Source organism: Chitinimonas lacunae (assembly GCF_042650885.1).
GTDB lineage: Bacteria > Pseudomonadota > Gammaproteobacteria > Burkholderiales > Chitinimonadaceae > Chitinimonas_A > Chitinimonas_A lacunae.
In genome coordinates this window covers 1,974,319-1,987,104 of record NZ_JBHSBU010000001.1, presented here as the reverse complement: position 1 = coordinate 1,987,104, position 12,786 = coordinate 1,974,319, and the positions used below count along the sequence as shown (strand labels likewise).

Here is a 12,786-nt window from a genome sequence, read left to right as displayed (position 1 = left end):
GGCGCAGCCCGGTCGAAACCTATTAGGCCCGAGTTTACCTGACTTGTTTCCCGCTAGGCCACTGGCACGGTCTCGGCAAACGAGGGACGGGTGGCGAGCTTGCCGGCCAGGCGCGCCAGATTAGGATAGCTGGCCCGCCAATCGATCTGCTCGAAGCGAAAATCGAGATAGCCCAGGCAGCAACCGACGGCGATATCGGCCAGCGAATAGGACTCGCCATTGCACCAGCTGCGCTCGCCCAGATCGTTGGCAAGGGCGGCCAGGCCTCGATGGATCTTGTCCTGCTGCCGCTCGATCCAGGCGTCGCTGCGCTGGGTTTCCGGCCGGCGCCGTTCGAGCACGATATGGGCGGCTGCCTCGCAGATACCGTCGGCCAGGGCTTCCCAGCGCTTGACGGCCATGGCTTGGCGGGTGTCTTTGGGAATCAGTTGGGTGACGGGAGAGATATTGTCGAGATATTCGACGATCACCCGGGAATCGAACAGGGTATGCCCATCGTCGAACACCAGCGCTGGCACCTTACCCAGCGGGTTGAACTGTGCCACCGTGCTGTCGGCATTCCAGGGAATGTCGATGCTGAGCGGACAGTCGATGCGTTTTTCCAGCAGGACGATACGGACCTTGCGGGCAAAGGGGCTGGTGAGCGAGGCAATCAGCTTCATGGGGCGCGATCGGGAGCGGGGTTGGCGGGGCCGGAGCCGGCAATCGCGGCCAATTTTAGGCGAATCGTGCCTGACCGTGCAGCACGGCCGTGCGAATGGTCCTGATCCAGCACAAATATGCGACAGCCGAAGGAGAGCCCCGGCTTGACGGTGGATCGCACCGCTTCAGCCGGGGACGACCATGATAGCGGCCGAAGGCGAGGTGATCGGGGCCGGGTAAGGTCGTGGCGGTCGCAAGACAGAGTCGTTTTACCGTGCTTTGCCGCACTGCACAAGGGATTGCGCGACCAAGCGACGGACGTACTCAGCCATTGCCGGGAACGGTAATTCTAGAGTTTCAGCAGAAAATTAAAATAATATGAAAATCATTTGCCAATATCTGTCCGGCTTAATAACAAAAATAAAAAATATTCAACACAGCCGCCCTCGGCAATGCCAGCGACGCTATAACTACAGCATCCGACTTCCAAGCCGAGGTGTGCGATGTCCCAACCGGTCTTCGTGGTGCCGCTGCTGTGTCTGGCCTTGCCCGCGCTCGCCAGCAATCCTTCCGTGGTGTTGTCCGAAGGGGTACTGACGGTCGATCTGCCTTATATCTCGGTCAATGGCCAAGCCTATCGGGCCCGTCTGCAATCGACCGATGGCCAATCATTCCGGCTGGCTGAAGCGGTGCTGTCCGACAGCAACCCCGGCACGGTCGAGCCGCCGCAGCTGAGCATCGAAAACGGACGGTGGTCTTTGCAGATTCCGCGTTTCGACTTTGCCGGCCAGAGCTATGCCGCCCGGCTCAGCAGCACCGACCCGTTGGCCGGGTTCACGCTCGAAGCCGGCTCCGTCGTGGCGGCGCCGGGTCTCACGCTGACCAATGTGGAGTCGGGAACGCTGGGCCTCAGCCACTACAGTTCCTCGTCGCGGCTCGGTGCTTCGTGGTATGGCGGGCCGGCGGCGCCTGACCATTACCGCCTGGTGGCGACCGATACCGTCACCGGTCGGATGGCCGTGACCCGGCTCACGCCTGGCAGCGCGTCGAGCGTGCTGAGCGATCTCAAGTCGGGCACCAGGTACCGGGTCTATCTACAAGCCTGCCTCGAAGCGGCCTGTTCGCGCCGCGCCAGCAGCGCGCCGGTCGAGGCCAGCACCGATATCGAATCGTGGCTGATCAATGCCACCGCTCCAGGAGCTGCCAATGCCATCAGGCTGGTCGACGACGCCAATGTGCTGTCCTACGGTTTTGTCTATGGCGACTGGGCTGGCAGCAGCTTGAGCGGCCGGGTGCGCTACTACTACAACCCGACCGTGCGCGAGGAAAAAGGTCTGAAGCCTGCCTTGAGCCGCAGTGTGGTCAAGCGCGACGACCCGAGCAGCGCCACGCTGTTCGACAAGACCAGCGGCTATGGCATCGTGATCAACCAGCAGACCAGCGGCGACCCGCGTTTTCTCGGCCAGGCCCAGGCGGTGCCTTACGCTGGCCGTATCCGCCTGTTCTACGAGGCCACCCATAGCGACAACCGTTCGCGCATCTATATGCTCGACAGCCAAGATGGCTACCTCGGCCTCGATTTCAACCGCTCGGCCAGTGCAACCAGTTGCCGCAACGGCAGCGATTTCGCCCAGGGCGGCGCTTGCGAGCCGACATTGTTGATGGGGGTACAGGGCGACAGCGTGCTGGCCAACCCGACCATCACCGATCTGCGCCAGTTCCGCATCGGCTATCCCACGCGCGATTCCTGGCTATGGGATGGCAGCGGCGGCACCTTTATGGTGGTGACGGCCGACCTGCCCGGCGCCTCGCAGCCAGGTGGCGAGACCTGCGGCTACCGCTACAAATTCCTCAATGCCTACGCCCGCTGGGATGGCAGCCGCTGGTCGATCGACTATCGCGATACACGCTGTCCCAAGGGTTTCGAAGGGGTGCAGGCGCCGTCGATCGCCCATATGGGCGGCTATCGCTACAAGCTGTATTTCAGTTTCAACACGGTGGAAATGGGCAAGCCGCACAATCCGGCCACCGATACCAAGCCGGTCAAGGTGCTGTACGGCGAGGGGACGTCCCATGCGCTGATCTTCGAGGATTGGGAAAGCGTGACCCAGGCGCGCGAGGTGCGCTATCTGTGGCCCGATGGCAGCGAATTGAGCGTCGCCGAAGAGAGCAAGCTCGACGACTACCATTTCTTCGCCCCGACCGGCGAGTCGGCGTTCCAGGTGATGTATACCGCGATCCAGACCACGACTTCAGGCTCGGTGCCGTTCGTGACCTCGGCTAGATTGTTGAATCCGTGACCCGGCCGGCAGGGATGCCTTGCTGCCGGCGCGGGCATCCCGTCCTTACTGCTGAGCCGCAGATCTGCTGCCCGCCTTGTCGAGCGACACCCGCATCCCGTAACGCTTGAAGATCTCTGCCCGTTTGCCTTCGGCGGCGAATTTGGCGAGTTCGGCATCGAAGGCGGCTACCAGGCCTTCCGCATTGGGGTGCTTGCGCGAAATGCCCAGATGAAAGCTGCGCGTCTCACCCAGGGGGCGGTCGATATAGTCGATATGGCCAAAGCGGTCGGGATGCTGCTGGATCAGCGAACTACAGACACTGACTTCGCAGATCGCCAGATCGACCAGTCCGGCCGACAGTTGGCGCAGATGTTCGTATTCCGGTTTCTCTCCCACCACCATGCTCAGTTGCGCGCCACCGAGCTTGAGATTGGCCAGCAGGCCCGGCGCATAGTTGTAGCCTTCGCTGGCACTGACCCGGTAGCCGCGCAGATCGCTCAGGTTTTGCCAGGTAAGCGTGTCGAGCCGGCGCTTGAACAGTACATCGGTGACGGTGCTGACGGGAGCGGTGAACAGGAAGATCCGTTCGCGTTCAGGATTGCGGGTCAGGGTGAAAAAGCCGGCGACGGCACCTTTCTCGGCCAGCTTGAGGGCACGTTGCAAGGGATAGAACTGTACCGTTACCTGATAGCCCAGGCGCTCGAATACCTGGGTCACGATTTCATAGTCGGCACCACGGTAGCTGTCGCCGATTTTTTCCCGAAACGGGGGGAATTCGGCACTGGCCAGCAGTAGCGGCGTGGCGTGGACCGCGCTCAGGCTCGGCAGGAGTATCAGTAGGGTTTTCAACAACACCATGACTCCATAAATTGCAACGATGTCCAGTCAGCATAGCCGACCCGCCAGCGTGCCGCCGCTACGGGACAGCACGCTGTTTTGGCTGATGTGGCGTCCGCCGTGGTGGTAACGCTGATAAGGCGGCAGCGGGAAGCTGGAGATTTCTTTATTACAGGAATAAGGAGCTGGCAGAGGTCTTGCCGGATTTTTTGTGAGCTATGTCCGTTCAAATCGGCGTCACGGCTGAGACTGGCTGAGGGTTAGGCGCCTGGGCTTTGAAGGTCAGATGCAACGCCGGATTGTCTGGCGATGCGCCAGCGTTTAAGGGGGCCGGGCGGCCATGGCGTCTGAGGGGGACGTCATGGCCGATCTGGAGGTGGTTGTGAGAGAGGGGTGTCCTAAAACAGGATATTTCTTTATTAACTTTGATTCTGTCTTGCGGACGTTTTTCCTGATTTTTTCTATCCCTGCTTTTCCAGCACGCTGAAGCCACACAGGGTGTACTCCGGCAATTCTTCAAGCGGCGGGCCGAGCCGGATGCGATAGCGTTTATGGCCGGCGATCAAGGTGAGATCGCGTTGAGGGGCGTAGCAGTCGCGACTGACCAGCAGACAGCGCTGGCCTTGCGCCTGCGGGGCGTCAGCGCTGTAGAGGGCAACGACGGTCGGCTGGTCGGGGGCTTCGAGCACCACCACCACCGGTTGACCGCCGAATTTCTCGACGCCGACCTTGACCCGGTTTTCCCGGGTCTTGTTGACCCGGCGCACGATGCCGACCGACAGCTTATGGCCGGGTTCGGGCTTCATGGCGATCAGCTCGCCCACGGTCAGATGGTCGTCAAAGCGGGCCTTGTAGTTGGCCCCCCAGCCGACGGCGGATTCGTCGTCGACGGCCCATTCTTCGAATTCCGGCGTGCTCTGGCCGCTGCCTTCGCGCAGTTCGATGGTGTGGCTGTCGAACAGCCGCGAGATGCTGCCCAGGCCATGTACCACCTCGACCGTGCGCTGGCTGGCGCCGCTGCGTTCGTGGCGGCGCGAGCGCATCTGGCCTTCGCGTGACCATAGTTCGGCCAGATCGGCCAGCAACTGGGCCACGGCGATTTCCTGGCCGGGCGGCAAGTCGCCCAGCTCGGGTGCGAACTGGCCCTGATAGGCATCCTTGGCCAGTTGCGCCAGATGGGCCGACAGGCCTTCGGTGGTGAAATAACGGTAGCGCTCGCCCACCATATTGCGGCGCAGTTTGATCGGCGGCTTGGTGTCGTCGAGATTGATGGCGAACAACTGATCGCGCGGGCGGATCACTTTTTCGATCTTGATCCGGTCGGTCCAGCCGATCAGCCAGTCGTCGATCAGCCAGATCTGCTCGGGTCGGCGCCGGTCGGGGTCGGTGAGCCACAGCAGCATGGTGCGCAGATAGCTATGGCGAACCGTGACATCGAACGGCTCGTCGGGAAAGCGCTGGATCGGGGCATCGAGAAAACCGCCGCTCTCGGCCACCTGATAGAGCCGGTGCATATTGCGCCAGACCCGGGGGTCGACCTCGAAATAGCGCAGATAGGCCCATTTGGCTTGCAGGCTGTAATAGTAGAGTGCGCGCAGCGTGGCCAGTTCGGCCTGCGGGATAAACTGGCGCGACGGGGCTTCGGCGTGCTGCTTGAGGCAGAGCTTGTAGGCTGCCGCCATTTCCTGCCAGCAGGCCAACAGGCCGGGCAGCACCTGACGCGGCGACACGCCTTCGATATGTTCGATTTCGCGGTAGACCCGCGTCAGCAGCCGGGTGACCGGCTGGGCCTTGTCGTCAAAGTACAGCACCGTGCGGATGCGTTCTTTAAGCGACACTTTGGGGTTACGGTTGAGTTCCGCCAGTTCCCGCACAATCTCGACCAGGGCTTGTAGCGCCTCATTGCGGGGCAGGTCGGCCATCATGCGGGTGGCGGACGGACCGCCGGGCGCCTCATCACGGGCCCGGCGTTTCAGTGCGTCGATCAAGCCTTTGAAATCGAACATATTTGTTCTTTCCGGACCGGTGGCCGGCTCGCGGGGGCTAGTGTGGTAGAATCGCGCTAAACGCCGTGCGCCGGGGACAGCCCCGCCGCCGGCTTCCTTTTTTGCGTCGCCGTATTGTCTATAAGACGATTGGCGGGCTTAGTCCAGAATTCGGGAGTCATCGCGGTGATCACCACCTCCAACATTACCATGCAGTTCGGCGCCAAGCCGCTGTTCGAGAAAGTATCGGTCAAGTTCGGCGAGGGCAACCGCTACGGTCTGATCGGTGCCAACGGTTCAGGCAAGTCTACCTTTATGAAGATCCTCGGTGGCGATCTCGAACCGTCCAACGGCCATGTCAGTCTCGACCCGGGCGTGCGGCTCGGTAAGCTGCGCCAGGACCAGTTTGCCTACGAAGACCAGCGCGTGCTCGACGTGGTGCTGCAAGGCCATGCCGAGCTGTGGGCGGCGATGCACGAAAAGGACAGCATCTACGCCAACCCCGAGGCGACCGAAGATGACTATATGCGCGCCGCCGACCTCGAGGTCAAATTCGGCGAAATGGGCGGCTATGACGCCGAGGCGCGTGCCGGTGCGCTCTTGCTTGGGGTGGGCATCCCGACCGAACTGCACAACGGCCCGATGAGCGAAGTGGCGCCGGGCTGGAAACTGCGGGTGCTGCTGGCCCAGGCGCTGTTCTCCGACCCCGATGTGCTGCTGCTCGACGAGCCGACCAACAACCTCGATATCAATACCATCCGCTGGCTGGAACATACGCTGAACGAGCGTAATTCCACCATGATCATCATCTCGCACGACCGCCACTTCCTGAACCAAGTCTGCACCCATATGGCCGACCTGGACTACAACACGATCCAGCTCTACCCGGGCAACTACGACGACTACATGCTGGCCAGCATGCAGGCGCGTGAGCGTCAGTTGTCGGCCAATGCCAAGGCCAAGGAAAAAGTGGCCGAATTGCAGGCCTTCGCGGCCCGCTTTGCCGCCAACAAGTCGAAATCGCGTCAGGCCACCTCGCGGCTGCGTCTGGCCGACAAGATCAAGGCCGATATGGTCGAGGTCAAGCCGTCGAGCCGGCAGAACCCCTATGTGCGCTTCGAGTTCGACGACAAGCTGAAACTGCACCGCCAGGCGTTCGAAGCCACCGAACTGAGCTTTGCTTACGGCGATACGCCGATCGTGCGCAATCTCAATCTGATCTTTGAAGCGGGGCAGAAGCTTGCGGTGATCGGCGGCAACGGTGTCGGCAAATCGACCCTGATGAAGCTGCTGGTCAAGGAACTCACCCCGCAGCACGGTTTCGTCAAATGGGCCGACAAGGCCGAAGTGGGCTATTTCGCCCAGGACCACGAAGCCGACTTCGATAGCGATCTGACCCTGTTTGACTGGATGAAGCAATGGGGCCAGCCCGGTGACGACGATCAGACCATCCGTGGCATTCTCGGTCGGCTGCTGTTCTCGGGCGACGATGTGAAAAAGCCGGTCCGCGTGCTGTCGGGCGGTGAAAAGGGCCGCATGCTGTACGGCAAGCTGATCCTGCAACGGCCCAATGTGCTGCTGATGGACGAGCCGACCAACCATATGGATATGGAATCGATCGAATCGCTCAACCTGGCACTCGATCTGTACAAGGGCACCCTGGTCTTCGTGTCGCACGACCGTCAGTTCGTCAGTTCGCTGGCGACCCAGGTGCTCGAACTCAAGGGCGATGGTAGCTTCGTTCACTACGTCGGCGGCTACGAAGACTATCTGGCCAGCCAGGGTCTCGAATAATTCGTCCGGCTTATCCGGACAAGCGCTGCGGCAAAACCGCAACGGCCCGTTGAGGCGGGCCGAAAATCCCAAAATTAAAGTTGTTGCTCTAATATTTTGGGTATATAGTGCAGCGCAATCTCAGTACGGCCCGACGCCAGGCGTCGGGCGACCAAGTCGGCGGCTGAAGCCGCCTGCCACTTGGGGTCGCCGCAAGGGCGATCCGACCCGGAATAGAATACAAAGAAGAAGGATGGAGCAGACGAAGCCGCGGCCTCCCGAAAGGGAGGTCGCGTTTCGCTTTGTTGCTGTTTTCTTGGCGCGGTCGCGCCAGTTAAAGGAGCTCTTATGCGTCTATCTGGCAAAGTCACCATTATCACCGGCGCCGCCAGCGGTATCGGCCGTGCCACCGCCCTGCGTTTCGGTAAGGAAGGCGCCAAGGTCGTGGTGTGCGACCTCAACGCCGCCGGCATCGATGGCGTGGTGAACGAGATCGTCGCTGCCGGTGGAGAGGCCATCGCTTATGTGGTCAATGTCACCGACAAGCAGCAGATCGCCGAGATGGTCAGCGGCGTGAAGTCCACCTGGGGTCGTATCGACGTACTGGTCAACAATGCCGGCATCGTCGCCGATGCCCAACTCTACAAGATGACCGACGAGCAGTTCGATCGGGTCATCGATATCAACCTCAAGGGCGTCTACCAATGCACCCGCGCCGTCGTGGATACCATGATGGAACAGGGCAGCGGTGTGATCCTCAACGCCTCCTCGGTCGTCGGCCTGTACGGCAATTTCGGCCAGACCAACTACGCCGCCGCCAAGTTCGGCGTGATCGGCTTTACCAAGACCTGGGCCAAGGAACTGGGCAAGAAGGGCATCCGCTCCAACGCGGTCTGCCCGGGCTTTGTGGCCACCCCGATCCTGCAGTCGATGCCGGAAAAGGTGATTCAGGCCATGGAGGAAAAAGTGCCGATGCGCCGCCTGGCCAAGCCCGAGGAAATCGCCAGCGTCTATTGTTTCCTGGCCTCCGACGACGCCAGCTACATCAATGGCGCCGTGATCTCGGTCGATGGCGGTCTGGTGATCTGAGCCATGCCCTCGACAAGAACGCCCTGACTTCGGTCAGGGCGTTTTTATTTGGGCGGGCGCAAAGTGTGTTCAGCGCCACCAGCGCGTCATGCTCTCGGGCCGGCGCAGATCGAGCCGCTGGCCCATCTGCGGTGTGGTCAGCGCCACCTGCTGCCGATCAGCCAGCGTGGCAATCCGCTCAAACGGCTCCTGCCATGGATGCATGGCCAGATCGAAGGTACCGTTGTGGATCGGCAGCAACCAGCGTCCCTTCAGATCAAGATGGGCCTGTAGCGTCTCTTCCGGCTGCATATGCACATCGGGCCATTGGCTGTTGTAGGCACCGGTCTCCAGCATGGTCAGATCAAACGGACCATAGCGCTCGCCGATCTGGCGAAACCCGTCGAAATAGCCGGTGTCGCCGCTGAAAAACAGCTTGAGCGAGCCGCTTTGGATCACCCAAGACGTCCACAGCGTGCGATTGCGGTCATGCAGGCCGCGCCCGGAGAAATGCTGGGCTGGCGTGGCGACGAGTTTCAGGCCGCCCGCTTCGGTCGATTGCCACCAGTCGAGCTGACGCACTTTGGCGGCCGGCACGCCCCATTCGATCAGCCGGTCGCCCACTCCCACCGGGGCGACGAAATACTGCACCTGGTCAGCCAGCTGTTGCACCGTGTCCTGATCGAGATGGTCGTAATGGTCATGCGACAGAATCACCCCGGTCAGCGGCGGCAATTGATCGAGCGCGATCGGGCTTGGGTGAAAGCGTTTGGGACCGATCCACTGAAAAGGCGAGGCCCGCTCGGAAAATACCGGGTCGGTCAGCCAGAATCCACTTGATAGCTTAAGCAGCAAGGTCGAATGGCCGAGCCGGAACAGACTGTCTTCGGGCGCTGCCAGCAAGGCTTCGCGCGTCAGCGTCTGCACCGGGATGGGTTGGCTCGGCACCGTCCCGACCGGGCGGTCGAACAGCAGGCGCCAGAAGATACCCAGCCGCTCACCGAGGCTTTTCTCCGGCGTCACCTTGGCGTTGAAAAAGCGACCGTCGCGGTAGTGCGAAGTTTCGGGGTAGCTGGGGCTGCTGCAAGCGGTCAGGCTGGTATAGCTCATGGCGACGAGAACTCCGGTAAGCAGGCTACGGCGCAGAGCAGGGAAGGGGTGGGGCATGCGCTGATCCTGGGATAAATTACACTGCACAGTGTAGTTTTGCTTTTTGGAAAAGTAAACTGATCAGTGTAATATTTTCGTTTTCCGCTTTTCCCGGCCGCCATGTCCTCGTCTATCCGCCTGACCGACCAGAAGCACGAAGCCATCTTGCATGCCGCCATCGCCGAATTTCGCGAAAACGGTTTTCAAGGCACCAGCATGGATAAGGTCGCCCTGCGTGCCGGCGTGTCAAAGCGCACGGTCTACAACCATTTCCCCAGCAAGGATGAGCTGTTCGCCGAGATCATGGCCCAGCTGTGGCGGCTTAGCCTGGCGCGTATCGATCTGAGCTACCAGCCCGACCGACCGTTGGCCGAGCAGTTGCGTGAGCTGTTATGGCAGAAGATGCGGCTGCTCCATGACGAACACTTCCTGGGCCTTGTGCGGGTCGCCATTGCCGAGATGATGCATAGCCCGGAGCGGGCGCGCGAAATGGTGACGCGGCTCGATGAGAAGGAGGAGGCGGTCGGGCGCTGGGTACGCGATGCGGCAGCGGATGGCCGTTTGAAGCCGCTCGATCCGGTCTTTGCCGCACAGCAACTGCAAGGTCTGCTGAAATCCTTTGCCTTCTGGCCGCAACTTGCGCTGGGCCAGCCGCCACTCGACCAAGCTGCGCAGACGCGGGTGATCGATGGCTGTGTCGAGATGTTCCTGAGTTGCTATGGCTGTGACAAGACGGCGGGAGAGCCGGACTAGGGCGCCTCAAGCACGGGAGAGGTCCGCCGTATGGCTCGGGACGCGAAGTCGCCTTACCACTTGCAGCCCTTATCGGTCACCCCATCCTTGATCAGCATCGGGGCCGCCAACAGGCCCATGCCGGCATAGGCTTCACGGCAGTCCGGCCGGGCGGCCTTATTGATCGAGCGCGCCATCGCGGTTTCTTGTTCGGACTGTTGTTGGGCCAGTGCCGGATGGCCTGGCGCCGGCTTATCGCGCCGGTTGCGGTCGATATCGCGAGCCATTTGACGGGCGCCCTCCAAGTCGAGCCGGCCTGACGTGGAAGTCTCGGTGGAGGACGTGGCCGCTGGAGCACTGATCGTGAAGGTCTCGTTGGTGCTGGCGGGCACGCTCATTGGTGCCGCGGCGGGCGTGGCGGATGGTGGCGCGGTAGGGGCGGCGGAAGTCTTTTTCCGTTCGGTTGCCGGCGGCGGGTGTTTGCGTGGCGGGGCCTTGGGCGGTGGAGGTGGCGGCGGACGCTTGGCTGGCGGCGGTGGCGGTACCACGGTCGGTTCGGCCAACCGTTGCAATTGCACCTGTAGCGAAGTCAGGCCGGGTTTGGGTGGAGCGGAAGGCTCCGGCGGTCGCCATAGCAGCAGCAGGCCGTGGACCAGCACCGACAATCCGAGAAAGATCGCCACCCGCCGCAGCGATAGCGGAGCAGGGCCGGAAGTCGGGTCTAGTGCTGGATAAGCCATGGAGACGATGGGCGGTTCTGCCGGGTCCAAGGTTGATTGGAAAAATACCTGCAAAAATAATGCAAGTATCCAGGCCGTATAAATAAAATAAATAAAGTATTTGGCGAAGTTTCATCGGGCAAGTCGCCGCCGCATGTGACTGCTGGGAGGTCGGTCCGGTTCCGTTGCCGCTGACGGATGTTTGCACATTGCGAACGGAAAATGGCAGGTTCCGGCCATAGTGTGGACAAACGTAAATAAATTGTTTCAGCCGTTGCTGCCGATGTCGCCAGCTCCGGGCAGAGCATACTCCAGGTCGATACTGGGCGTGTCCCCCGCCTGGAGCCCATCATGAAACCCGTTGCCGTTCTCGCTTTGTCCCTGCTTTGCGCCGCGCTGCCGGCCGCGCAGGCCCATGAGTCGCTGAAGACGCAGAAAGCCACTGCCAAGGGCGCCATCGACAGTCGCCGCATCGATGCCCCGGCGCGCAACAGCCTCTACGCCTGTCGTGGCACAACGCTCGGCCAGTCCCTGAGCCGGCCGTGGCTCGGGCCTGATGGCACGATCTATTTTGCTGACAAACCCGTCGTGGAAGGCTCGGTTGCCTGGTCGGGCGGCTTGGGAGCGACGGTAGGTGATGGAGTTTTCCGGGTCGAAGGCAATGCACTGCCGCTGCACGGTACGGGCGTATTTCCGATTGCCGCAGGCAGCGAGGCGGCCAGATACGACCGTAATCCCAATTCGATTTCCGCCCAGGTGATGACCCTGACCATCCCAAGCGCTCCCCAGGTGGCTGCCAAGCCATCCTGTCTGCCGGGCGGGCCGATCGGGCTGGCCATTACCGGGGCGGTATTCTTCAACGCGCTCGACGCTGACAACCGCGATGCCGTCGCCCATGAAGTGCTCGATAGTTGCGAAGGTCATCCGCAACAAAGCGGTCTCTACCACTACCACCACGATTCCCCCTGCCTGCCGCAAGGCGAGGCGGATCAACATTCGCCCTTGGTCGGGGTGGCGCTCGACGGCTTCTTTATCTACGGCCCGCGCGACCATGGTGGCCGGCTGATCAGCAATGACGAACTCGACGAATGCCACGGCCATGAAGCGCCCGTGCTCGATATCGATGGCGTGGTCAAAACCAAGTACCACTACCATATCAACCGCGAATTTCCCTATACGCTGGGCTGTTTCAAGGGCGTCGTGAACTACCGGGCCATGTCGATCCGACGCTAGAGAACTCGGCATCCGATTGGCCGGACGCCCAGCATCAGATGTCAGCCGCTCAACCGGCACTGCCAGTCTAAACGGAAAGGCTCTGACCAGAGCCTTTCTGCCTGCTCAACCACCGGGCCTCCTCAGCCTCTACCGACGCTCCGACAAAGCTGTAAACCCTTTCCGCGTCCAAAAGGACGCGCCTTAAGACGAGCTTGTAAATCCCTTGCGCTTTGCTGCCATCGCTGCATTGTCCCGGCCAATCGCGAGCCTGCGCCTCCACACAGCCAATTTCTCCGAGGCGATCTGTAAACCCTTTACTTCCCACTCCACGCGAATCCCAGCGTGCGGCGAGCGGACCATACCTTCCAGCACCACACCGCTGTG

10 protein-coding genes are annotated in these 12,786 nt (G+C 61.4%); 5 read left to right on the top strand and 5 right to left on the bottom strand.

The annotated features are described in order from the left end of the window. Positions 1–53: 53 nt before the first annotated feature. Positions 54–662 (bottom strand): glutathione S-transferase, encoded by a 609-nt coding sequence (locus ACFOW7_RS08100; RefSeq protein ID WP_378162948.1) that lies wholly within the window; start codon positions 660–662, stop codon positions 54–56. 483 nt (positions 663–1,145) lie between these two features. Between ACFOW7_RS08100 and ACFOW7_RS08095 the strand changes: the two genes are divergently transcribed. Further along, on the top strand, positions 1,146–2,942 hold the full coding sequence (locus tag ACFOW7_RS08095; RefSeq protein ID WP_378162946.1) for a hypothetical protein: 1,797 nt from the start codon (positions 1,146–1,148) through the stop codon (positions 2,940–2,942). A 45-nt stretch (positions 2,943–2,987) separates the two neighbouring features. On the opposite strand, the gene ACFOW7_RS08090 is transcribed toward ACFOW7_RS08095, so the two are convergent. Together ACFOW7_RS08090 and ACFOW7_RS08085 are read right to left on the bottom strand one after the other, a co-directional pair. Beyond that, positions 2,988–3,773, bottom strand: coding sequence for a substrate-binding periplasmic protein (locus ACFOW7_RS08090; protein WP_378162944.1), 786 nt, complete (start codon positions 3,771–3,773; stop codon positions 2,988–2,990). A gap of 449 nt (positions 3,774–4,222) precedes the next feature. Continuing rightward, positions 4,223–5,767 (bottom strand): hypothetical protein, encoded by a 1,545-nt coding sequence (locus ACFOW7_RS08085; RefSeq protein ID WP_378162943.1) that lies wholly within the window; start codon positions 5,765–5,767, stop codon positions 4,223–4,225. 165 nt (positions 5,768–5,932) lie between these two features. On the opposite strand from ACFOW7_RS08085, the gene ACFOW7_RS08080 reads away from it, so the two are divergent. Both ACFOW7_RS08080 and fabG read left to right on the top strand, forming a co-directional pair. Further along, a complete protein-coding gene (locus ACFOW7_RS08080) occupies positions 5,933–7,540 on the top strand; it encodes an ABC-F family ATPase (protein WP_378162941.1) in 1,608 nt (535 codons plus the stop codon). A gap of 327 nt (positions 7,541–7,867) precedes the next feature. Further along, the gene (gene fabG, locus ACFOW7_RS08075; protein ID WP_378162939.1) at positions 7,868–8,608 is read left to right on the top strand and encodes a 3-oxoacyl-[acyl-carrier-protein] reductase; all 741 of its coding nucleotides are present in this window, start codon (positions 7,868–7,870) and stop codon (positions 8,606–8,608) included. Positions 8,609–8,677: 69 nt separating this feature from the next. Here the strand turns inward: fabG and ACFOW7_RS08070 are convergent, their stop codons facing one another. Further along, positions 8,678–9,754, bottom strand: coding sequence for an MBL fold metallo-hydrolase (locus ACFOW7_RS08070; protein ID WP_378162936.1), 1,077 nt, complete (start codon positions 9,752–9,754; stop codon positions 8,678–8,680). Between the two features lie 102 nt (positions 9,755–9,856). On the opposite strand from ACFOW7_RS08070, the gene ACFOW7_RS08065 reads away from it, so the two are divergent. Then, positions 9,857–10,489 (top strand): TetR/AcrR family transcriptional regulator, encoded by a 633-nt coding sequence (locus ACFOW7_RS08065; RefSeq protein WP_378162933.1) that lies wholly within the window; start codon positions 9,857–9,859, stop codon positions 10,487–10,489. Between the two features lie 53 nt (positions 10,490–10,542). On the opposite strand, the gene ACFOW7_RS08060 is transcribed toward ACFOW7_RS08065, so the two are convergent. Next, positions 10,543–11,208 (bottom strand): hypothetical protein, encoded by a 666-nt coding sequence (locus tag ACFOW7_RS08060; protein ID WP_378162931.1) that lies wholly within the window; start codon positions 11,206–11,208, stop codon positions 10,543–10,545. A gap of 330 nt (positions 11,209–11,538) precedes the next feature. On the opposite strand from ACFOW7_RS08060, the gene ACFOW7_RS08055 reads away from it, so the two are divergent. Then, a complete protein-coding gene (locus ACFOW7_RS08055; protein WP_378162929.1) occupies positions 11,539–12,420 on the top strand; it encodes a YHYH protein in 882 nt (293 codons plus the stop codon). The last annotated feature ends 366 nt before the right edge of the window (positions 12,421–12,786 follow it).

Excerpts from the sequence above, each read along its gene's own strand:
- ACFOW7_RS08070 (WP_378162936.1), bottom strand. The coding sequence starts at position 9,754 with ATGCCCCACCCCTTCCCTGCTCTGCGCCGTAGCCTGCTTACCGGAGTT.
- ACFOW7_RS08065 (WP_378162933.1), top strand. The coding sequence starts at position 9,857 with ATGTCCTCGTCTATCCGCCTGACCGACCAGAAGCACGAAGCCATCTTG.
- ACFOW7_RS08100 (WP_378162948.1), bottom strand. The coding sequence starts at position 662 with ATGAAGCTGATTGCCTCGCTCACCAGCCCCTTTGCCCGCAAGGTCCGT.
- ACFOW7_RS08085 (WP_378162943.1), bottom strand. The coding sequence starts at position 5,767 with ATGTTCGATTTCAAAGGCTTGATCGACGCACTGAAACGCCGGGCCCGT.
- ACFOW7_RS08095 (WP_378162946.1), top strand. The coding sequence starts at position 1,146 with ATGTCCCAACCGGTCTTCGTGGTGCCGCTGCTGTGTCTGGCCTTGCCC.
- ACFOW7_RS08055 (WP_378162929.1), top strand. The coding sequence starts at position 11,539 with ATGAAACCCGTTGCCGTTCTCGCTTTGTCCCTGCTTTGCGCCGCGCTG.
- ACFOW7_RS08060 (WP_378162931.1), bottom strand. The coding sequence starts at position 11,208 with ATGGCTTATCCAGCACTAGACCCGACTTCCGGCCCTGCTCCGCTATCG.
- fabG (WP_378162939.1), top strand. The coding sequence starts at position 7,868 with ATGCGTCTATCTGGCAAAGTCACCATTATCACCGGCGCCGCCAGCGGT.